19 protein-coding genes are annotated in these 20,099 nt (G+C 72.5%); 8 read left to right on the plus strand and 11 right to left on the minus strand.

Annotated elements, in window-relative coordinates:
- Positions 1–23: 23 nt before the first annotated feature.
- The 6 genes from ID574_RS06820 to ID574_RS06845 all read right to left on the minus strand — a co-directional run bounded on the left by ID574_RS06820 (position 24) and on the right by ID574_RS06845 (position 7,879).
- On the minus strand, positions 24–653 hold the full coding sequence (locus tag ID574_RS06820) for a Rid family hydrolase (protein WP_188187845.1): 630 nt from the start codon (positions 651–653) through the stop codon (positions 24–26).
- Between the two features lie 14 nt (positions 654–667).
- Positions 668–2,254 carry a flavin monoamine oxidase family protein gene (locus ID574_RS06825; protein ID WP_442939232.1) on the minus strand — a complete coding sequence of 529 codons (1,587 nt, stop codon included), beginning with the start codon at positions 2,252–2,254 and terminating at the stop codon, positions 668–670.
- 149 nt (positions 2,255–2,403) lie between these two features.
- Entirely contained in the window at positions 2,404–4,359 is a 1,956-nt protein-coding gene (locus ID574_RS06830) for a sensor histidine kinase (protein ID WP_188187846.1), read from the minus strand.
- Positions 4,359–5,606: a sensor histidine kinase gene (locus ID574_RS06835; protein ID WP_188187847.1), complete on the minus strand. Its 1,248-nt coding sequence runs from the start codon at positions 5,604–5,606 to the stop codon at positions 4,359–4,361. Before ID574_RS06835 ends, ID574_RS06830 begins: the two co-directional genes overlap by 1 nt.
- Before the next feature lie 474 nt (positions 5,607–6,080).
- On the minus strand, positions 6,081–6,842 hold the full coding sequence (locus tag ID574_RS06840; RefSeq protein ID WP_223166426.1) for an SDR family NAD(P)-dependent oxidoreductase: 762 nt from the start codon (positions 6,840–6,842) through the stop codon (positions 6,081–6,083).
- On the minus strand, positions 6,839–7,879 hold the full coding sequence (locus ID574_RS06845) for a zinc-dependent alcohol dehydrogenase (protein WP_188187848.1): 1,041 nt from the start codon (positions 7,877–7,879) through the stop codon (positions 6,839–6,841). The genes ID574_RS06840 and ID574_RS06845 overlap by 4 nt, the downstream gene beginning before the upstream one ends.
- A gap of 187 nt (positions 7,880–8,066) precedes the next feature.
- Between ID574_RS06845 and ID574_RS06850 the strand changes: the two genes are divergently transcribed.
- On the plus strand, positions 8,067–9,374 hold the full coding sequence (locus ID574_RS06850) for an L-fuconate dehydratase (protein ID WP_188187849.1): 1,308 nt from the start codon (positions 8,067–8,069) through the stop codon (positions 9,372–9,374).
- Here ID574_RS06850 and ID574_RS06855 read toward each other — a convergent pair.
- Positions 9,347–10,075, minus strand: coding sequence for a FadR/GntR family transcriptional regulator (locus ID574_RS06855; protein WP_188187850.1), 729 nt, complete (start codon positions 10,073–10,075; stop codon positions 9,347–9,349). The genes ID574_RS06850 and ID574_RS06855 overlap by 28 nt on opposite strands.
- 218 nt (positions 10,076–10,293) lie before the next feature.
- Here ID574_RS06855 and ID574_RS06860 point away from each other — a divergent pair, with 218 nt between their 5' ends.
- From ID574_RS06860 to ID574_RS06875, 5 genes are all read left to right on the plus strand, one after another.
- Positions 10,294–11,631, plus strand: coding sequence for an MFS transporter (locus tag ID574_RS06860; RefSeq protein ID WP_223166427.1), 1,338 nt, complete (start codon positions 10,294–10,296; stop codon positions 11,629–11,631).
- Positions 11,632–11,756: 125 nt separating this feature from the next.
- On the plus strand, positions 11,757–12,281 hold the full coding sequence (locus ID574_RS59530; protein ID WP_223166428.1) for an FGGY family carbohydrate kinase: 525 nt from the start codon (positions 11,757–11,759) through the stop codon (positions 12,279–12,281).
- Positions 12,278–12,841, plus strand: coding sequence for an FGGY-family carbohydrate kinase (locus tag ID574_RS59535; RefSeq protein ID WP_223166429.1), 564 nt, complete (start codon positions 12,278–12,280; stop codon positions 12,839–12,841). Before ID574_RS59530 ends, ID574_RS59535 begins: the two co-directional genes overlap by 4 nt.
- 56 nt (positions 12,842–12,897) lie before the next feature.
- Positions 12,898–13,875: a sugar-binding transcriptional regulator gene (locus ID574_RS06870; protein ID WP_223166430.1), complete on the plus strand. Its 978-nt coding sequence runs from the start codon at positions 12,898–12,900 to the stop codon at positions 13,873–13,875.
- Positions 13,876–13,906: 31 nt separating this feature from the next.
- On the plus strand, positions 13,907–15,250 hold the full coding sequence (locus ID574_RS06875) for an aminotransferase class I/II-fold pyridoxal phosphate-dependent enzyme (RefSeq protein WP_188187851.1): 1,344 nt from the start codon (positions 13,907–13,909) through the stop codon (positions 15,248–15,250).
- A gap of 72 nt (positions 15,251–15,322) precedes the next feature.
- Here the strand turns inward: ID574_RS06875 and ID574_RS06880 are convergent, their stop codons facing one another.
- A complete protein-coding gene (locus ID574_RS06880) occupies positions 15,323–15,946 on the minus strand; it encodes an FMN-binding negative transcriptional regulator (RefSeq protein ID WP_188187852.1) in 624 nt (207 codons plus the stop codon).
- A 125-nt stretch (positions 15,947–16,071) separates the two neighbouring features.
- Between ID574_RS06880 and ID574_RS06885 the strand changes: the two genes are divergently transcribed.
- Positions 16,072–17,442: a serine hydrolase domain-containing protein gene (locus ID574_RS06885; protein ID WP_188187853.1), complete on the plus strand. Its 1,371-nt coding sequence runs from the start codon at positions 16,072–16,074 to the stop codon at positions 17,440–17,442.
- Here the strand turns inward: ID574_RS06885 and ID574_RS06890 are convergent, their stop codons facing one another.
- The 3 genes from ID574_RS06890 to ID574_RS06900 all read right to left on the minus strand — a co-directional run bounded on the left by ID574_RS06890 (position 17,443) and on the right by ID574_RS06900 (position 19,230).
- Positions 17,443–18,303, minus strand: a complete 861-nt coding sequence (locus ID574_RS06890) for a PaaX family transcriptional regulator (RefSeq protein WP_223166431.1) — start codon at positions 18,301–18,303, stop codon at positions 17,443–17,445.
- A gap of 67 nt (positions 18,304–18,370) precedes the next feature.
- A complete protein-coding gene (locus tag ID574_RS06895; protein ID WP_188187855.1) occupies positions 18,371–18,805 on the minus strand; it encodes a MarR family winged helix-turn-helix transcriptional regulator in 435 nt (144 codons plus the stop codon).
- A gap of 38 nt (positions 18,806–18,843) precedes the next feature.
- A complete protein-coding gene (locus ID574_RS06900) occupies positions 18,844–19,230 on the minus strand; it encodes a VOC family protein (RefSeq protein WP_188187856.1) in 387 nt (128 codons plus the stop codon).
- Between the two features lie 77 nt (positions 19,231–19,307).
- Between ID574_RS06900 and ID574_RS06905 the strand changes: the two genes are divergently transcribed.
- Entirely contained in the window at positions 19,308–20,027 is a 720-nt protein-coding gene (locus ID574_RS06905) for an NAD(P)-dependent oxidoreductase (protein WP_188187857.1), read from the plus strand.
- The last annotated feature ends 72 nt before the right edge of the window (positions 20,028–20,099 follow it).

The raw sequence follows: 20,099 nt of genomic DNA on the forward strand, positions 1-20,099 counted from the left end.
GGCCCCGGCAGGGGCTCCGGCGGTCAGCGCTTGTACGCGGCGACGACCTCCACCTCGACCAGCCAGCCCGCGACCGGGAGGTTGGCGATCTCGATCGTCACGCGGGCCGGGCGGGCGGGATTGACCTCCATGGGCGGGGCGGGGGGCGCCGTGCCGAGCGGGACGGGCACGGGCTGTCCGGTGGCCAGGTCCGTGTTGGCGAAGAACTGGCGGTAGGCGCGGTTCCAGCCGGCGAAGTCCGCCGCCTCGGCGCCCGGGGGCTTCTCCAGGTAGGCGCGCATGGAGACGACGTCGGCCAGGCCCAGCCCGGCCGCGGCGAGGTTGGCCTTGATGCGTTTGAGCACGTTGAGCGCCTGGGCCTCGGTGATGGTGACACCCGGGGGCAGGGTGCCGCCGGGGAAGTCGACGTGGCGTTCGGGGGAGTCGGCGGGGGCCGAGGGGTTGGCCGCCGCCGGGCCCAGGCCGCTGGCGGTGTACGTGGCCACGAGCTTTCCGAGCGCCACGCCGTCGGCGATCGCGGGGTTCGTGGTGCCCGCGGGCAGGAAGGGCTTGATCTCCTGCGGCCGGGGCGACCAGGTCGGGGCGGCGGCGGCCGCACTCGTGCCGAGGACGAGGACGACGGCCGCGGGGAGGGCGATGCTGCGGATCTTCATGCGGAGGTGTCCTCTCAGGAGGCGCTCATGACGCGCTGGTGCATCTCGGTGACGACCTTGCGGGCGGACTCCAGGGCTCCCGACTGCCAGGCGATCATGTGGCTCAGCCAGTCGCCCGCGAAGTACACGTGGCCGGCGGGCTTGTTGAGCAGCTGGTACGCGCCCTGACGGGACGGCCAGCTCACCCAGGCGCCCTCGATGTGCGGCTGGAGTTTCCAGGCGACGGACACCGACGACAGCAGCTCGTCGCGATACTTCGCGCCGTGGATCTTCATGCCCTGCTCGATCGCGCGGCGCTCGCGCTCAGCGGGCTTGAGCGCGGCGTAGGCGTCGGCCTGGGCGCCGAAGTTGTAGTAGCCGACGATCAGGCCGCGGGCGGAGCCGTACCCGTAGGAGGGGTACCAGATCGTGGCCAGGTCGAGGTCGGTGGCGGTGATGCCGCCGTAGATGTCCTCGTCGGTCTCCCACCAGCGGCGCCGGTACTCCAGCCCGATCTTGCCCGAGCTGGCCACGGCCGGGGTGGCGAGGGCGGCCTGGATCTGCGGGCCGAGGTTGTGCGTGGTCTTGGCGAGGATGTTCGGGGGCATCGCCGCGACGCACAGGTCCGCTGTGATCTTCTGCGTACGGCCGTGGCGGTCCTGGTACTCCACCTCCACGCCGTCCTGCAGATCGGTGATCTTGGTGACCTTGCTGCGCAGCTTGATCCGCTGCCGTCCGATCTTGCCGGCGAAGGCCCGCGGGATGGCGTCCATTCCGCCTACCGGCTGGAACATCAGCATCGCCTGGTCGTAGCCGAACTCGAACGCGAACCGCTGCCCGACGCCGCTCGCCAGCACCTCCGACAGCGACGGCACCGGCCCGAGCACCGTGCCCGGCTGCTCGCCCGCGCCCGGGTTGACGCCGTAGCCGCGCCGGGCGGTTCCGGAATACTTGAATCCGCTCGCCTTGTCGCCCACCGCGCCGAAGCTCGACAGGAAGGCGATCAGCCGCTCCTTGTCCTGCGCGGTCAGGGCTGCGTCCAGTGCCCCCGCGTCGGTCGCCCGCGACAGGAGCTCCGAGACGTAGCCGTACACGTCGGCCTTGGCCGTACGCCACCGGACGGGGGCCGTCATGTTCTGGTGGTAGATGTAGGCCTGGGCGTTGGAGTTGGTGAAGACCTCCAGGTCCACGCCCAGCTCGCGGCAGTAGTCCATGGTGACCATCCACTGCGCCAGCCGGGCCGGGCCCGCGTTCAGGTAGACGCCGTCGCCGAACCGCGCGACCTGCGTGGAGCCGTCGAGCTCGGTCACCCGGTCGCCGCCGCGGATGGTCCAGTTCCGGCCGCCGACCCGGTCCAGCGCCTCCAGGACCGTGCAGTCATAGCCTGCCTTGCCCAGCTCGTACGCCGTGGCCAGGCCCGCTATCCCCGCGCCGAGGATCACCACCTTCTTCGCCGACCGCCCGGTGAGCGAGAAGTCGGATGGCTGCGGCGGCTCGAACACCCCCTTCGCCGACGCCTCGGCCGACGGCGCGAGCCCGAGCGCCCCCATGGTCGCGAAGAGCGCGCCTGCCCCGCCGGACACGCCGACGGCGGAGAGGAAATCGCGTCTGCTGTACCCCAACACCCACCTCCAAGATCTTGCTGCAGGTGAGTCTGGGGAGGTTTTGTTGCCGAATGTCCGGCATCGTGTTGTCACTGGGTTTCTAGACGATCATTGGGCTTGAAGGGGAAGGTGAGGTCCTCACCCGCCTGCCGCGTGCCCGCACCGCGTCACAACGGGAGCGCGGCCGTCACCACGGTGCCGCCGCCCTCGCGCGGGCCGATCGCGCAGGTGCCGCCGATCTCGGCCGCCCGCTCCCGCATGGACGTCAGCCCCACCCCCGGTGACGGCTCCTCCGGCAGCCCGATCCCGTCGTCCGCCACGACCACCCGCAGGGTCCCGTCGTCGCGGCCCAGCGTGACCAGCGCCGAGGCGGCCCGGGCATGCCGCCGGACGTTGGTCAGCGCCTCCTGGACGATCCGGTACGCCGCGGTCTCGACCCCGGCGGGCACGTCGCCGAGGTCGCCCTCCACCCTGACCTCCACCGACGGTCCAGGGGACCGGCCGAACTCGCGGAGTGCGCCCGCGAGCCCCAGCTCCTCCAGCGCGGGCGGGCGCAGGCCGTCCACCAGCTCCCGCACCGACGTCAGCGTGCTGGTCATCTCCTCCCGCACTCTGACCAGCAGCTCGTCCACCGATCCCGGGTCGCGTTCCAGCCGTCGCCGTGCCTCGTCCAGCGTCATCGTGACGCTGGTCAGCGTGGGTCCGAGCCCGTCGTGCAGCTCCCTGCCGAGCCTGCGCCGCTCCTCGTCCCTGGTCGCGCTGATCCGCTCGTGCGAGCTCCTCAGGTCGGTGCTCAGCCGTACGGCGTGCGCCAGCTCGGCCAGGTGCTTGGTCATGACCGCCAGCTGCCGCCTGTTCGGCCACACGCCGGCCAGCAGCAGCCGCCCGGTCCGCCGACCGTGCCAGGTGAGGTCGACCGCCCGCGGCCGGGCGCCCAGTTCGCCGTCCACGAAGGACACCACCGGTTCCCCGGCCACCGCCACGCCCGCGCCGCGGGCGCCCAGCGAGGCCCGTACCACGGAGAGCGCCTCCGCCAGCGCCTCCGACGGGCTGCCGGCCCGCTGCACGGTGCGGCTGAGCAGATCGGCCGCCTTGTACGGGTCCCGTTCGACGTTGAAGAGCCGGTCCACCGACCGTTGCAGCCGCAACCGCGCCGGATGGAAGATCGCGCCCGTGGTCATCGCCGCGGCGAGCCCCGCCACCGCCCCGTAGTCCCCGGCCACGCTGTTGGCCGCCCAGATGAGCACCGAGTAGGTGAGGCCGGCGACGACCGCCAGCGTGCCGTACACCAGCGTGCGGTTGAGGATGAGGCTGATGCCGTAGAGCTGGTGGCGCAGCACGGCGGCGATGACCGCGATGGGGACGCCGGCCGCCAGGGCGATGCGCACGCTCGTCACGAACGGGTCATCGCTGGGTCCGGTGACCATCCAGTAGGTGACGAAGATGGCCATCGCCCAGAAGTACCAGGCGATCTGGCGGCGGACCTCGGGAGCGGCGGACCGGTACCGGAAACCGAGTGACACCACGCCGAGAAGGCAGAGCAGGATCATCGGAGGCCCGATCCAGGACTCGACCACCTCGGGGATCCTGCCGAGCGCCTCGACGCCGAACGGGTTCTCCAGCGGCAGGCCGAACTCGAAGGACGGATCGGGTGACAGGCCGAGCAGCAGCGAGTGACCGACCATGAGGACGAGGTTGCCGTAGAGCACCGGCCGCCACCGTTTGGACGGCAGCTTCCCGTCAGGGAAGAGCAGCGGCATGATCCCGCCGAACACCGGCACCGCCCACAACCACAACCAGAGGGACAGCCAGGCGAGGTAGGGCGTCAGCGGGCCCGGGTCGTGCACCGTCAGCCACAGCGATCCGGCGTAGACCAGGAGCCACACCGCCCAGATCACGCCCGTGCCCCACAGCAGCCAGGGGAACAGCAGCCGCGGCCGGTGCGAGATCAGGAACGCGCCCGCGGCGGGGAAGAACAGCCCGATCGGATCGAAGCCCATCTGCATCTCGTTCCAGGACTCCACCTGCTCGGTCAGCCACCAGGCCAGCAGCGTGGCCACCGGCGACAGCGCCGCCGGCCCCCACACGGCCGCCAGCAGGACCCGCCGGCCCATGCTCCTCATCAGCTCTCCCGTACAGGCAGGTGGACGACGACCTCGGTGCCGCCGCCCGGCCGGGCGGCGACCTCGCACGTGCCGCCGAGCTCCTCGGCGCGGTGGCGCATCCGAGCAGCGCCCTGGCGGCGCTGCTCGGGCAGGCCGATCCCGTCGTCGGACACGGCCAGCCGGAGCCTCCCGTCCCGCCGCTCCACGCGGATCAGCGCCGTCGTGGCCCGGGCGTGCCTGCGCAGGTTCGCCACCGCGTCATGGGCGATCTTGTACGCGGCCACCTCCACGGCGGCGGGCAGATCGGCCGGCGAGCCCGACACGTCCACGTCGATCTGCGGCCCCGGCGCGTCGGCCAGCGTGCGCAGGGCGCCCTCCAGGCCCAGCTCGCTCAGGTCGGCGCCGTCGAGCGGGGGCGGCCGCAGCCCGTACACCAGCTCGCGGGCGTCCACCACGGCATCCGTCATCTGCCGGCGCATCCGGGTCAGCAGCGGATCGACCGCCTCGGGGCCGCCGGCCAGGCTGAGCCGTGCCTCGTCCGCGCTCATCGCCAGCCTGGTCAGCGTGGGCCCGAGGCCGTCGTAGAGGTCGCGCCGGAGCTTGTGCCGCTCCTCCTCGCGGGTGAGGAGGATGCGCTCGTGGGAACGTTGCAATTCGGCGCCGAGCCGTACGGCGTGCGCCACCTCGGCGAGCTGCCTGGCCACCATGTCCAGCAGCGCCTGGTCCCTGGGCCCGCCGGCCACCATGACCCATCCCATGGACTTGCCGTGCCACTCCAGTCGCACGACGGTGGGGTCGGGGCCGACCTCGCCGTCGGACACCGTACGCATGCGGCCGCCGGGCAGCACCACCTCGACCGCCAGGCCTGGTGCGCCCAGGGCCCGCCGCGCCGCGGCGACGGCGGAGGCCAGCGCCTCGGCGGGCCCCGGCGCCTCCTGCACGCTCTGGCTGACCCGGTCGGCCAGCCGGTAGGGGTCGTGCTCCATGGCGAACAGGCGGTCCACCGCGCTCTGCAGCCGTAGGCGCACCGGCTGGAAGAGCATGCCCGCGACCAGCGCCGCGACCAGGTCGGACCAGGTGCCGAGCGCCGTGCCCAGCGCGATGACGCCGAAGTAGACGGCGCCCACGACGGCGGTCAGCGCGGCGTAGACAAGTGCTTGGTTGGCCAGGACGAGCGCGCGCCGTCCTCGCCGCATGCCGGACAGGACCGCCACCCGCACGAGCAGCGGTCCCGCCACTCTCAGCAGCATGAGCCTGATGTCCATATGTCGCGCACATCATAAGGCGCGTATAAAGCAACGTCTGCCCGTGCTGCCCCGTGTCCGGCCGGATGTCTCCCGCCGCGGCCGCCTGCCGTCGAGGCGCACCCGCATGGGCGGCCGCCACCTTCCGGAGCACGCGCCGGTGGCGCCGCATCCCGTCGCGCTCCTTGCCGTGCGTGCCGGCCGGCGTCTCCCGACGTATGTCCGTCGGCGCCCCGTCCCGCCGCCGTCTCGCGGTGCGTGCCGGCCGGTGCCTCGCGCCTCGGCCGGGCCGCCGCCACCGCATGTGACGCCCTGACGGCGGGCGCGCGGCCCGGCCCTGGAGAGATGGGCGCACTACGCCGCCCACGGAATCACGCTGCCCGCCGCCGGCCGCATGTCGCCCCGCCGCCTTTGGTGCGATGCTGCGCGTCGGCGCCCGCCGCCCCTTGGCGCGGGGGCGGGCGCGGGGGTCGGGCCGCCGTTTCCGGATGGGCGTCAGCGGGCGAGCCAGCCGCCGTCCACGGGGAGCACGATGCCGGAGACGTAGTCGGAGGCACGGCTCGCCAGGAACACCGCCGCGCCGCCGAGGTCGCTCGCCGCTCCCCACCGCCCGGCAGGGATGCGCTCCAGAAGGGACCGGCTGCGTTCGGGGTCGTCCCGGAGCGCCTGGGTGTTGTCCGTGGCGATGTAGCCGGGGGCGATGGCGTTGACGTTCACCCCCTTGGACATCCACTCGTTGGCCAGCGCCTTCGTCAACCCCGCGATCGCCGATTTGGACGAGGTGTAGCCGGGCACGTTGATGCCGCCCTGGAAGCTCAGCAGCGACGCCACAAAGATGATCTTGCCGCGCCCTCGCTCGATCATGGACCGCCCGACCGCCTGGCTGAGCACGAACTGGCTGTTGAGGTTGGTCTCGATGACCCTGTCCCACATCTCGATCGGGTGCTGGGCGGCGGGCTCGCGCTCGATGGTGCCGGCGTTGTTGACCAGGATGTCGACGCCGCGCCCTTCGAGGTCGGCGGCGAGCGCGGTGACGGCCGCCCGGTCGGAGAAGTCGGCCTGGAGCGGCGTGAAGGTCCGCCCCGCGGCCTCCACGCGGCGCGCCGCCTCGCTGCCCGACGGCTCCATTTTCGCGCTGACGCCGATGATGTCGGCGCCCGCCTTGGCGAGCGCCTCGGCGATGGCCAGGCCGATGCCGCGGCGTGCGCCGGTCACGACGGCCGTGTTCCCGGTCAGGTCGAACAGTTCCCGGCTCACGCCGCACCTCCTGAGACGTCCACGAGGATCTTCATGGCCCGCCCTGACTCCAGGGCGGCGAACGCGTTCGCCGTCTCGCTGATCGGCACGATCTCGGTGATCAGCTCGTCGGCCGGGATCACGCCGGCCCCGAGCAGCTCGACGGCGCGGTCGAAGTCGGCGCGCTGATAGACGCGCGCGCCCAGCAGCCGCAGCTCGCGCCAGAAGACGCGCTGCAGGTCGACCGGTCGCGGCTGCGGATGGATGGCCACCACGACGACGGTGCCGCGCACCTTCACCAGGTTCGTCACGCCGAGGACCGCCGCCGCGGCGCCGGACACCTCGAACGCCACGTCCGCGCCCGCGCCCCGCGTCCATTCCTCGACCCAGGTGACCTGGTCGGTGGCCGAGGGGTCGAGCACACGGAACCCCATGGCCGCGGCGGCCTCCCTGCGCAGCGGGTCGATCTCCACGACGACCACCTCCGCGCCCTCGTGCCTGGCGACGGTGGCGATGAGCACGCCGATGGGCCCGCCGCCGACGACCACCACGCGATCGCCCGGCGCGACCTCGGCGCGGCGTACGTCGTGAACGGCCACCGCGACGGGTTCGACCAGCGCCGCGTGGTCCAGGCGGAGGGTCTTGGGCAAGGGGACCAGGAGGCCGGCGTCGACGTTCCACAGCCCCTGGAGCGCGCCGGGGGAGTCGATGCCGACGAAGGTGAGGTTCTGGCAGATGTGCTGGTTGCCCGCGCGGCACGCGGGACACGTGCCGTCCCAGTCGAGCGGCATGACGGTGACGTGGTCGCCGGGAGCCCACCCTTCCACCCCGTCGCCCACGGCGGCGATGACCCCGCTCATCTCGTGTCCGACGACGGCGGGCGGCTTCACCCTGGCGTCCATGTGTCCGTGGAGGATGTGCAGGTCCGTGCCGCAGATGCCGGTGTAGGCGACCTCGATCTGCACCTGGCCGGCCTTCGGAGGCGGCGGATCCGCCTCGCGGATGCCGATCTCCCGATTCCCCAGGTAGTTGGCGGTCAGCACCGTTCGGGCTCCCATCGGTCTGGTGTCGCAGGCAGCAGCATACACATACACCACATCAAACATCAGATGAAAGAGTAGTGTTACTGGCAAAATTGCTGGGAAATGTCAGACTTTGCAAGCTTAGTCATCAGATGTATCGTCGCACTGGCTGACCCGACATCACTAATCGTGATGTTCCATGCGAGCCCCGCAGGAGAGGTGAATGACCGCGATCATCGGTGTCGACGTGATCGACGTCCGCTTCCCGACGTCGTTGAGCCAGGACGGCTCCGACGCGATGAACAAGGACGGCGACTACTCGGCCGCCTACGTCATGATCAGGACTGACGATCCGGACCTGTCCGGTTTCGGCTTCACGTTCACGATCGGCAGGGGCAACGACATCTGCGTGCTCGCCGCCGAGCAGCGCGGCCTTCCGCTGGTCGGCATGACCGTGGAGGACGTGGTCAAGGACCTGGGCGGCGTCTACCGCCACCTCAAGTCCGACTCGCAACTGCGCTGGCTGGGCCCCGACAAGGGCGTCGAACACCTGGCCCTGGCCGCGGTCATGAACGCCGTGTGGGACCTGGCGGCCCGGGTCGCGGGCAAACCGCTCTGGCGGCTGCTCGTGGAGATGACCTCGGAGGAGCTCGCTGACGTCGCGGACCTGTCGTACCTGTCGGACGTGCTCACCCGCGACGAGGCCGTAGCCCTGCTGAAGGAGCTGGAGCCGACCCGTGCCGAGCGCGTCGCCGAGCTGGCCGAGACCGGCTACCCGTGCTACACGACCAGCGCGGGCTGGCTCGGCTACTCCGACGACAAGCTGCGCCGGCTCTGTCAGGAGGCCGTCGAGGCCGGATACCGGCACGTGAAGCTGAAGGTCGGCGCCAACCTCGACGACGACGTCCGCCGGCTCCGCATCGCCAGGGAGGTCATCGGGCCCGACGCTCATCTGATGATCGACGCCAACCAGGTCTGGGACGTGCCGCAGGCCATCGAGTGGGTGCGCGCGCTCGCGGAGTTCGAGCCGCTGTGGATCGAGGAGCCCACCAGCCCGGACGACATCCTCGGCCACGCCGCGATCCGCCGGGCCGTCGCGCCCATCGGCGTGGCGACCGGTGAGCACGGGATGAACCGGGTGCTGTTCAAGCAGATGTTCCAGGCCGAGGCCATCGACTACTGCCAGCTCGACTCCGCCAGGCTCGCCAGTGTCAACGAGATCGTCGCGGTGTACCTGATGGCCAAGAAGTTCGGCGTGCCTGTGTGCCCGCACGCCGGCGGCGTCGGCCTGTGCGAGCTGGTCCAGCACCTGTCGATCTTCGACTACGTCGCCGTGTCGGGCTCGCTCGAGGGGAGGGTGACGGAATACGTCGACCACCTCCACGAGCACTTCACAGACCCGTGCGTCGTCAGGAACGGCGCCTACGTGCTGCCGGACCGCCCCGGTTACAGCGCCCGGATGCACGACGCCACGCTGGCGACGTTCACCTTCCCCGGCGGCGACTACTGGGCCAGGGCCACGGAGTCCTGATTCGCCGACAGATACTGCTCCACCGCGAGCAGGTGCACGCCCATGCGCAGGCGGGCCGCGTCGGGGTCGCGCGTCCTGAGCGCCTGGAGGATCGCCCGGTGCTCCTTGTGCGTGTCGAACTCGGCGCCCTCGGCGTTGATGGCCCGCCACAGGCGGGCCCGCACCGTCCGGCTGGCCAGCGCCTCGACCAGCGCCTCCAGTGTCGTGTTGCGCGACGCCCCGGCGATGAGGCGGTGGAACATGATGTCGGCGTTCATGACCGCCTCGTGGTCGATCGGCTCGGCCTGGAGCAGCAGCTCCATGGACGCCAGGATCTCCTCGGCCCGGTCGAGCTCCTCGTCGGTGATGCGCAGCGCCGCCCGCCCCACGGCCTCCGTCTCCAGCACCCGCCGCACGGCCTGGAGGTCGGCGACGTTTTCCGGCCGGTGCAGGTCGACGAGGAAACCGATGGGGCTCAGCAGCATGGCGGGGTCGAGCGCGGTCACGTACGTGCCGTCGCCCTGCCGGGTCTCCAGCACGCCGGAGATGACCAGCGCGCGGACCCCTTCGCGCAGCGAGCTGCGTGACACGCCGAGCTGGGCGGCGAGGTCCTTCTCCACGGGGAGGCGCGATCCCGCCGTCAGCGCGCCGTTGATGATCATGCGCTTGATGCCCTCGACCACGATGTCGGACTGCGATGCGCGCGGCTCGCGGGTAGTCATCTGACCAGTGTAAGGCCGTCGCCTCACGCCGCCGCCGCTTCTTCCCGCAATCATCAGATCAATCAGGGTTCATGTCGGGAAATCTTTGACAAAATCCCTATGAAAACTTGACATAACGCGAAGATTCATCAGATGATTCTCGAAAGCTGTCGAATCTCACTACTGCCATTCATCAGGGCGTACCGGCGGCTGCTCCCCCAGCACGAAGGAGGCGTCGCGTGGCGCAAACGCACCCCCGACTGATCAAGCCGAACTCAGGAGCCACCCGGGTCCGATGGATGATCATCTGGCTGGCGTTCGCCGGACTGTCGATCAACTACCTCGACCGTGCGAGTCTCGGCGTCGCGCTGCCGTTCATGGGGAAGGACTTCGAGCTGACCGCGACGCAGCAGGGCCTGGTCTTCGCCGCCTTCTTCTGGGCGTACGACGTCTGCCAGCTCGCCGCCGGCTGGTACGTGGACAAGGTCGGGCCGCGGCGCTCCTTCGCCCTCGCCGCGGTGTGGTGGTCGATCTTCACCGCGTTGACCGCGTTCGCCCGCGGCTTCTGGACCCTCATCACGTTCCGCTTCCTGCTCGGCGTGGGTGAGAGCCCGGCGCCCAGCACCGCCGCCAAGGTCGTCGGCACCTGGTTCCCGACCAGGGAGCGCGCCTTCGCGACCAGCATCTGGGACTCCGGCTCCAGGGTCGGGGCGGTCATCGCGCTCCCCGTCGTGACCGGCCTCATGGCGCTGCTGCACTGGCGCGCCGTCTTCGTCGTCATCGGCGCGGTCGGGGTCGTCTGGGCGCTCCTCTGGTGGAGGTTCTACCGGGACCCGCGCCGGCACCCCGCGGCGAACGCGGCCGAGGTCGAGTACATCGAGGGCGGCGGCGCCCGCACCGCGGAGACCGACGCCGAGGAGGCCGTGCGCATCCCGTGGCGGTCCCTCTTCCGCTACCGCACGGTGCTCAGCATGATGTTCGGCTTCTTCTGCCTGAACAGCGTCATCTACTTCTTCATCACCTTCTTCCCGACCTACCTGGTGACCGAGCGTGGGTTCTCCCTGCTGAAGCTGGGCTTCTTCGGGGCCATCCCGGGCCTGTTCGCGGTGCTGTCCGGCTGGGCCGGCGGGCTCCTGGCCGACCGCGCCATCCGCAGGGGCGCCTCCGTCACCCGGGTCCGCAAGACGGTCATCGTCGGCGGGCTCGTCGGCGGGTCGGTCATCATGTTCGCCGCAGTGGTGCCGGAGGCGTGGATGGCGCTGACGCTCCTGTCGATCTCGTACGGGAGCCTCACGGTCGCGGGCACCGGCATCTGGTCGCTGCCCGCCGACGTCGCCCCCAGCTCCAGGCACGTCGGCTCCATCGGCGGGGTCCAGAACTTCGCCTCCAACTTCGCCGGCATCATCACGCCGATCGTGGTGGGCGCGCTCGTCGACGCCACGGGATCGTTCGTCGTGCCGCTGCTGGTGATCGGCGTGATCGCCCTGGTGGGCGCGTTGAACTACCTCGTGGTCATGGGCCGGATCGAGCCGCTCAAGCTCATCGGCTCCGCTCCCGCCGGCGCGACCGGCTCCTGACGTCCGGCCGTCCCCGAGACCGGGGCAGGACTGTGGTCCCCGCGCGGATCGCTCGGGGACCACAGTCCTGTTCGGCGGCCGTCTCATCGGCCGAGCCGGTGACGGTGGAGGTGTTGCACCACCCGATGCCCGGAATTTTGGTACGTGACAGTCACTGGGTGGCTTGTCATGATCTGTCCCGTGGCCGTGAACCCGAGGGCGAGTGTGGCGATTCTCGGGCCAGTGGAGGTGGTCGCCGACCACCGGCACGTCGGCATGCACGGCGACGAGCCGCCGCAGAGCGTCATCCGGAGGCCCGCTGGCTGCTGGACGCCTGCGATCCGGACCGGCGCCGGAGCCGCGCGGGCGAGCTGTGCCTGGGCACGGTGGACTGCTGGCTGCTCAGCCGGCTCGGCGGCGAGCACGTCGTCGAGGCCGGCAACGCCTCGCGCACCCAGCTGCTCCACCTGGCGACGGGGGACTGGGACGCGCGGCTGCTGGAGCTGTTCGCGGTGCCGCGCGAGGTGCTGCCGCGGGTGGTCGCCTCCGTAGGCCCCTTTCCCGCCGTGCGCGGTCTGGCGCCGCTGCCCGACGGGGTGCCGGTGCAGGCGGTCATGGGGGACTCGCACGCCGCCATGTTCGCCACGCCGGATGGCGGCCCGGCGCGGTGAAGGCCACGTACGGCACCGGCTCGTCCGTGATGGCGGTCGGCGGCGCCGCCGCCGCTCCGGGGCTGTGCCGCAGCATCGCCTGGGACCTGGGCGACGGGCCGGTGGTCGGCGTCGAGGGCAACATCCGCGAGACCGGCCGGACGATCAGCTGGCTGAGCGAGCTGTTCGGCGTCCGCACCGACGTGCTGCTGGCCGAGGCGGAGGACGCCGAGCCGGACGGCGTGCACTTCGTTCCGGCGTTCGGCGGGCTCGGGGCCCCGCGGTGGGAGCCGGACGCCGCCCCCGTGGTGACCGGCCTGTCACCGGGCACCGGGCGGGCGCAGCTCGTCGCGGACGCACCGTCGCCCGCTCCGGCGAGCACGACCTGTCGGCCCTCGGCGCGGCCGACGCCGCCGGGCTCGCGGCCGGGCTGTGGACGATCAAGGGGGCTGGAGGCCCGGCCGCGCCCCGCCGACGTGTTCGAGCCCGCAGGCCGGAGCCCGGGGCCGCGCGGCGCCCAGGGCCGCCTGGCACGAGGCCGTGCGCAAGTCCCGATCCTGACGCCGCAGCCTGGACAATAGGGTGAATCGACCTCCAGCGGTGGAGAGGCAGTCGGCGGCGAGGGAAGGGGTGCGCGGTGGTCCAGAACGCGGAACGCAGGCGCGACACGACCAAGGATCACCTGCGGCTCCTGGCCAGGGTCGCACGCATGTACCACGAGCAGCACATGCGCCAGCCCGAGATCGCCGCCACGCTCAACATCTCCCAGCCGCGCGTGTCCCGCCTGCTCAAGGAGGCGGTCGAGCGTGGGCTCGTCCGCACTGTGGTCACGCTGCCCGAAGGCGTGCACACCGAGCTGGAGGAGGAGCTGCAGCGCCGCTACGGGCTGCGTGACGCCGTCGTCGTGGACGTCGAGGACTTCCAGGACGACGTGATCCCGCCGCTCGCCTCGGCGGCCGCCGCCTACGTCGGCGTCACCCTCACCGGGGGCGACGTGATCGGCATCTCGTCCTGGAGCGAGACCCTCCTCGCCATGGTGGAGCGCATGCCGCAGAAGAACACCCAGGTCGCCGACCGCGTGATCCAGCTCGTCGGCGGGGTCGGCAGCCCCGAGGCCCAGGTGCACGCCACCCGCCTGGTCGCCCGCCTGGCCAACCTCACCTACGCCAAGCCCGTCTTCGTGCCGCTGCCCGGCGTGGTCGCGACCAGCACGATCCGCGACGCGCTGCTGCAGGACCCGAGCATCCAGGACGTCCAGGCGCAGTGGCGCGAGCTCACGGTCGTGCTGGTCGGCATCGGCAGCCTCGAGCCCTCGCCCCTCCTGCTCAGCAGCGGCAACGCGGTCGGCCAGGCCGACCAGGAGGAGCTGCGGGCCCTGGGCGCGGTCGGCGACGTCTGCCTGCACTTCTTCGACGCCCAGGGAAAGCTGGTCCACTCCGGCTTCGACCAGCGGGTCATCGGCATCGACGCGCAGACGTTCCGCGCGGTGGAGCGCCGGGTCGGCGTCGCCGGCGGCCTGCGCAAGCTGTCGGCGATCAAGGCCGCGCTCTCCGGCGGCTGGGTGAACGTCCTGGTCACCGATCTGCCCGTGGCCCGCCGCCTCTGCGGCGACTGACGCTCATCCGAACCCGAATACGATGAACGCCATGGCGACGGAACCGGCCATCACGGGGTCCACCGCCCGCGAGATCACCGCCAGCGTCGAGCAGGCCGTCGAGTCCGGCGCCCTGTCTCCCGGCGCGTCGATGCCGTCGGTCCGGGGGCTGGCCGCGCGGCTCGGCGTGAGCCCCACCACCGTGAGCACGGCCTACCGCGAGCTGCGGCTGCGCGGGGTCGTCGCCGCGGAGGCCGGGCGGGGCACGCGCGTCGTGTGGCGGCCGCCGCTCGTCACGCGGCCGGCCGCGCACGCGCGGGCCGGTGTGCGCGATCTGGCCTCGGGCAACCCGGATCCCGACCTGCTGCCGTCGCTGCGGCCGGCGGTGCGGCGGCTGGACCCCGGCCGGCTCCTGTACGGCGCGCCCACGGTCGATCCCGAGCTGATCGAGGTCGGGCGGCGCCTGTTCGCCGACCTGGACGTCGCGGGCGAGCACGTCGCCGTGGTGAGCGGCGCCATGGACGGGCTCGAACGCGTGTTGTCCGCGCATCTGCGGCCGGGCGACCGGGTGGCGGTCGAGGACCCCGGTCACACGGGCGTGTTGGACCTGGTACGGGCGATGGGTTTCGCGCCGGTGCCGGTCGCCGTCGACGAGCACGGCATGCTGCCGGAGCCGCTGTCCGCCGCGCTGGAGCGCGGGTCGGCGGCCTGCGTGGTGACGCCGCGGGCGCAGAACCCGACGGGCGCGGCGCTGACCGCCGACCGGGCCCGCGAGCTGCGGCGCGTGCTGACCCCCCACGAGGGCGTGCTGGTCGTCGAGAACGACCACGCCTCGCTGATCTCGGGCGCCGGCTACGTCCCGCTCGTCCGCGATCGTGAGGCGGACGCGCCCGGGTTCGGCGCCTGGGCGGTCATCCGCTCCATCAGCAAGCTCCTCGGGCCGGACCTGCGGGTGGCGCTGGTCGCCGCCGACCGGCGGACGGCCAGCAGGGTCGAGGGGCGGCAGCGGCTGGGCGCCGGCTGGGTCAGCCACGTGCTCCAGCGGCTCGTCATCGACCTCTGGTCCGATCCGGCCACGCAGGAGCTCATCGCGCGGGCGGCCGCGACGTACGCCGAGCGCCGCGAGGCGGCCCTCGCGGCCCTGGCCGCGGCGGGGGTCCGGGCGACCGGGCGCTCCGGGTTCAACGTCGTCGTCCCGGTCGCGGAGGAGGCCCCGGTGCTGCGCGCGCTCCGCGAGGCCGGGTGGGAGCTCGGCCCCGGGGAGCCGCACCGGATCGCGGGCCCGCCCTTCGTCCGCATCACCACCGCCACGCTGGACCCGGCCGAGGCGGTGCGGCTGGCGGCCGACCTGGCCGGCGCGCTGGCCCCCGCCGAACGCCGCAGCCACTTGGCCTGATCGCCGGGTCCGGCACGCCGGTCATCAGCGCGGCCAGCTTACGCCGTCATCGGCGCGGCGAGTTCACGCTGGTCACCAGCGCGGCGAGTTCACGTCGGTCATCAGTGCGGCGAGCTCGGCCTCGCTCCCCCTGCCGCTCGCCGCGAAGGCGTCGATCACGAGCTGCCGCACCTCGGCGGGCTTGTCCTGGCTGAGCTTGAAGGTGGCGCGCACGTCCGTCACGTCGATCTCGAACGCGACCAGGCCGGGCAGGATGCGGCGCGCGTAGTCCATCGAGGGCCCCATGTCCCACCCGGGGTCGAGCGCGGCCACCGTGGCCTCGATCGCCTCCAGCATCGCGGCGGGGTCGTCGAGGATCCGCAGCCGGCCGCTGACGTGCACGGTCGCGTAGTTCCACGTCGGCGCGGCCGGCGTCACGCCGTACGTCACGGGGGAGACGTAGCCGTGCGGCCCCGTGAAGATGACCAGGACCGACGGGGACTCCAGCAGGCCGCGCCAGTGCGCGTTGGTCCGCGCCATGTGCCCGTAGAGCACGTCGAGCGGCGCGCCGTCAGGCCCCGGCCGGGGGATCACCAGCGCGTGTGTCGCCATCGGGGCGTCGCCCACGGTGCTCGTCAGGATGGCGAACGGGTTCTCGCGGATCAGCCGGTCGATCCTGGCAGGGCTGTCGGGACGGAAGGCGGGCGGGTTCCACACGGACGGCTCCCTTCTCGGAGCACGAGTGTATTGATACAGTAAAGCGAGTGTAACAGTACAGTTTGGCGCCGTCCCGAGCGGAAGGCCGTATGGTCGAGATCCCGCTGAAGACATCAGGAGGACACGTGGGATCGGCCCCTTCACCGCTGAACGCGGACATCGACGAGATCGTGCGGTCCGCACTCGCCGAGCACCGGGTCCCCGGGTGCTCCGTGGCGGTCGCTCACGGCGGCCGCCACTGGTACGGCGCCTACGGCCTGGCCCGCGTGGATCCTGAGCTGCCGTTCCTTCCCGACACCCGGATCCCGGTGGCCTCGATGACCAAGCCCTTCACCGCCACCGCCGTCATGGCCCTGGTCGAGGCCGGCGCCGTGGACCTGGACGCGCCGATCAGGCGCTACCTGCCCGACTTCAAGGTCGCCGACGAGGAGGCCGCCGAGACGGCGACCGTGCGGCACCTGCTCACCCACCGGGCCGGCTGGCAGGGCGACGAGGCGGAGTCGGTCGACGACCGCGGCGCGGGCGCCCTGGCCGCCCAGGTGGCGGGCTACGCCGTGCTGCCGCAGACCCTGCCGCCGGGGACGACGTTCTCGTACTGCAACACCGGCCTGGACGTCGCCGGGCGGCTGGCCGAGGTGGTGGGCGGCGACGCCTTCGAGTCGATCGTCGAGCGGACCATCCTGGAGCCCCTCGGCATGACACACTCGACGTTCTTCGCCGAGCGGGTCGTCTCCGCGCCGGCCGCCGCGGGCCACGTACGGGAGGACGACGGCACGCTGCGGCCGGTGCAGGACCCGTGGCTGCTCCCGCGCGGCGTCAACCCCGCCGGCGGGCTGATCTCCTCGGCCCGCGACCAGCTGCGCTGGATGCGCTGGTGGCTCGGCGACCTGGACGTGCCCGGCCCGCTGACCCCGGAGACCCGCGAGCGGATGATCGGCGAGCTCGTCCCGCTCGGCTCGACCGCCGCCACCGGGCTGGGCTGGCACGCCGACCACCTGCCCGGCGGGATGCGCTCGGTCTCCCACGAGGGCAGCCTGCGCGGCACGGCCACGGTCTGCCGGTTCGTCCCCGAGGCCGGGCTGGCCGTCGTGGTGCTCACGAACGCCGACGACGGCCAGCTCCTCTTCCGCGCCGTCACCGACCGCCTGTTCGCCGAGCTCGCCGGGATCCGCAAACCGGACAGAAAGGTCGACCGGCGCGTGGCGGAGCCGGTGCTGGCGGCCTACCCGGGGGTTTACGAGGCGACGAACCACAAGCACGAGGGCGCGCGCGTGGAGGTCACGGCCGGCTCCGGCACGCTGCGCCTGCGCGTGTGGGCCCCGCACGTCGAGGACCCCTACGACATGAGCGCCGGCCAGGTCGAGGGCGACGAGTTCGCCGTCGTTGACGGGCCCTGGCGGGATGAGCCCCTCACGTTCCTGCGCACGGCCGCCGGCGACCTGCTCGGGGTGCGCATCGCGGGCCGCGTCCTGCTCCGCGCCGGAGGCCCGTCGTGATCAGGTGCGGGAGGCGGCGTCCTCGTCCATCTGGTCCCACTCGGCCTGCGCGCGCCGGTGCAGCCGATTGCGCAGGTCGTGGAAGACCGCCGCGGCCCGCGGCCCCGGCCAGTCGTGATCGAGCAGCTCGGCGGGCAGATCGGGATCGAGGAACGGGAAGCGCCGCCACTCCTGGATGAGCAGCACCTGGCTGACGAACGCCTCCCGGTTGGTGGTGACCGTCGTCCCCTCGAAGCGTTCGATGAAGGCGAGGTAGCGCTTCTCCACGTCGTCCAGGTCCCAGGCGGCGCTGATCAGCGTGGCGGTGTCGCCTATGTCCGCGGACGTCCCGGTCCAGGCGTACGCCCGGTCGCCGAGCTCCAGCTCACGCACCACGTCGCGGACCGCGTCCGCCTTCGACGCCTCCGGGACGACCCACAGGCCCGGAGCGGGTGAGCCCAGCCCCAGCCAGGTCAGCCTGGTGCGCAGCCGGTGGCGCAGCTGCCGCTGGGTCTCCGGCACCCCGGCGGTCAGGACGAGCCAGCGGCCGTCCCAGTCGTGCGGTTTGCGCATGAAGCCGTAGATGCGCTCGGTGCCCTCGCGCAGCAGCCGGTCGGCGGACTCGGTGAGGCTCCAGCGCACCCGGCGGCCGTGCCGGGTGGAGGCCAGCAGCCCCTCGGCCGCGGTGCGGGCCAGGGCCTGACGGGCGGACTTCTCCTCCACGCCGAGCGCACCGAGCGCGGCGACGAGGGTGCCGGTCCAGACCTCGCCCTGGCGCGGCAGCACGAACTCGCCCAGGACCGTGAGCAGGAGCGAACGAGCGCTGGCGGCCGCCCTGTCACGCTGGCGCTCCGCCACGTCCGCACTCCCGTCCTTGTCCACGACGTTCATTCTGCCAGCACGGATGCGCCGCCCATCCGGCACCGCATGCGTCAGAAGAGTCCCGGGCTCAGAACGCGAACGCCTCGCGGACGGCCTGCGCGATCTGCCGCTGCACGGGATCGGCCGACGGGCCGAACATGCGCTCGTCCACCTCCGCCACAGCCTCCTTCGCCCGCTCCAGCAGCCTGGCGCCCTCCGGCGTGACCTCGATCGTCGAGGCCGACCCGGCCCGGGCGGTGTGGTCGCGGACCAGACCCGCGCCGGCGAGCGCCTTCACCGCCGTGTGAACGCTCTGCACCGTGGTCCCCGACATCCGCGCCAGGTCGCTGAACGACACCCCCGGCACCACGGCGATGTGGCCGAGCAGCCCGAGCCTGCTGACCGTGAGATCCAGCGGCGCGAGGGCGGCGTTGAGCTCGGTCTCGATCCGGCGCGCCAGCGTCAGCAGGATGATGGAGGCGCTCGTCACGGGCGGAGCGGGGCGGTCGTTCTCGATGCTCACCTCCCCAGTCTCCCCTACCGCGCCCGCCTTCCCGCCGGTCAGCGCGGGTCGCGGCGCAGCGGGTGGCCGGGCGGGACCTGCACCAGGACGATGCGACGGCCGTCGGGGTCGGCGATCCACAGCTCGATGAGCCCCCACGGCTCCTCGCGGGCCTCGCGCAGCACCGTGACGCCGGCCGCGCGCAGGCGTTCCTCTTCACGTGCCACGTCGCGTACCTGCAGCCAGAGCGCCACTCCCGGGCCGCCACCGTCGTCGGAGTGCCCGGACAGCTCCAGGAAGCCCTGGCCCAGGAAGAACACCACGCCCGGATGGTCCTCGGGCCCGAACTCGCGGTAGACGGCCAGGCCGAGCGTCTCGGCGTAGAAGCGGCGGCTGCGCGCGAGATCCCGCGGACGCAGCAGCACGCGGCTGCTCAGCACCTCCATGCCGCACCTGTTCCCGGCGGGCGGGAGGCTCACGCCCGACCGGCCGCTCGTCCGCGCCCTGGCCCGGGCCGGTCACCATGGCATCGCGATCGTCCGCGACCCGGCCAAGGCCGATCTGGTGCGCCCTGCGCCACGCCGGCGCCGCGCACCTCCTCGCGGTCGCGCGGGAGGCCGGCGCGCGCAGGTTCGTCACGCAGTCGCGGATCCTCGGGTACGGCTACCGCGACCGGCCGCTCACCGGGGACGACCCGTTCGGCGAGCCCGAGGGCGGGTACGCGGACTCCGTGGCAGCCGGCTGCCGCGCCACCGCGCAGCAGGCCTTCCAGGCCGCGGGCGTCGAGGGGATCGCTCTGCGCTACGGGTTGTTCTACGGGCCGCGGGCGTTCGGCGACCTGTTCGCCGGCATGACGCGGCGGCGCGTGCCGTACCTGCCGTCCGGAGGCCGTGGCCGCCGCCCACGGCACGCCCAGGCCGAGGTCCCGGCCGAGTCCCGGCCGAGGTCCCGGCCGCTGCTGCGGCCGGCCGCGCCCTACCTGGACTGGCTGACGGCCGCCACCTCGATGCGGGTGTCCAACGCGAGGGCCCGCGACGACCTGGGCTGGACGCCGGCGTACCGGTCGGTCCACGCCCGGCTCACGCGCCGACGCCGCCGATCCCGCACCCGCGTGACCGCGCGGGCGCCATCGATCCGGCACCCGGGCGACGTGGCCCGGCTTGGGTGGCGCGGCGCACCCGCGCGACTTCCGCCGGCCCTGCCTGGCCAGGGTGTAGGTACCTCCACCCCGGCGTGCATCTGACTGCATTCTCCGGAGACGGCCGCGCTCCTAGCGTCGAAGGCGCCACATATCCGGACCAGCGGCAGGGGGAGC

Origin of the sequence: Nonomuraea sp. SYSU D8015 (genome assembly GCF_008065375.1) — a bacterium.
Classification (GTDB): Bacteria; Actinomycetota; Actinomycetes; order Streptosporangiales; family Streptosporangiaceae; genus Nonomuraea.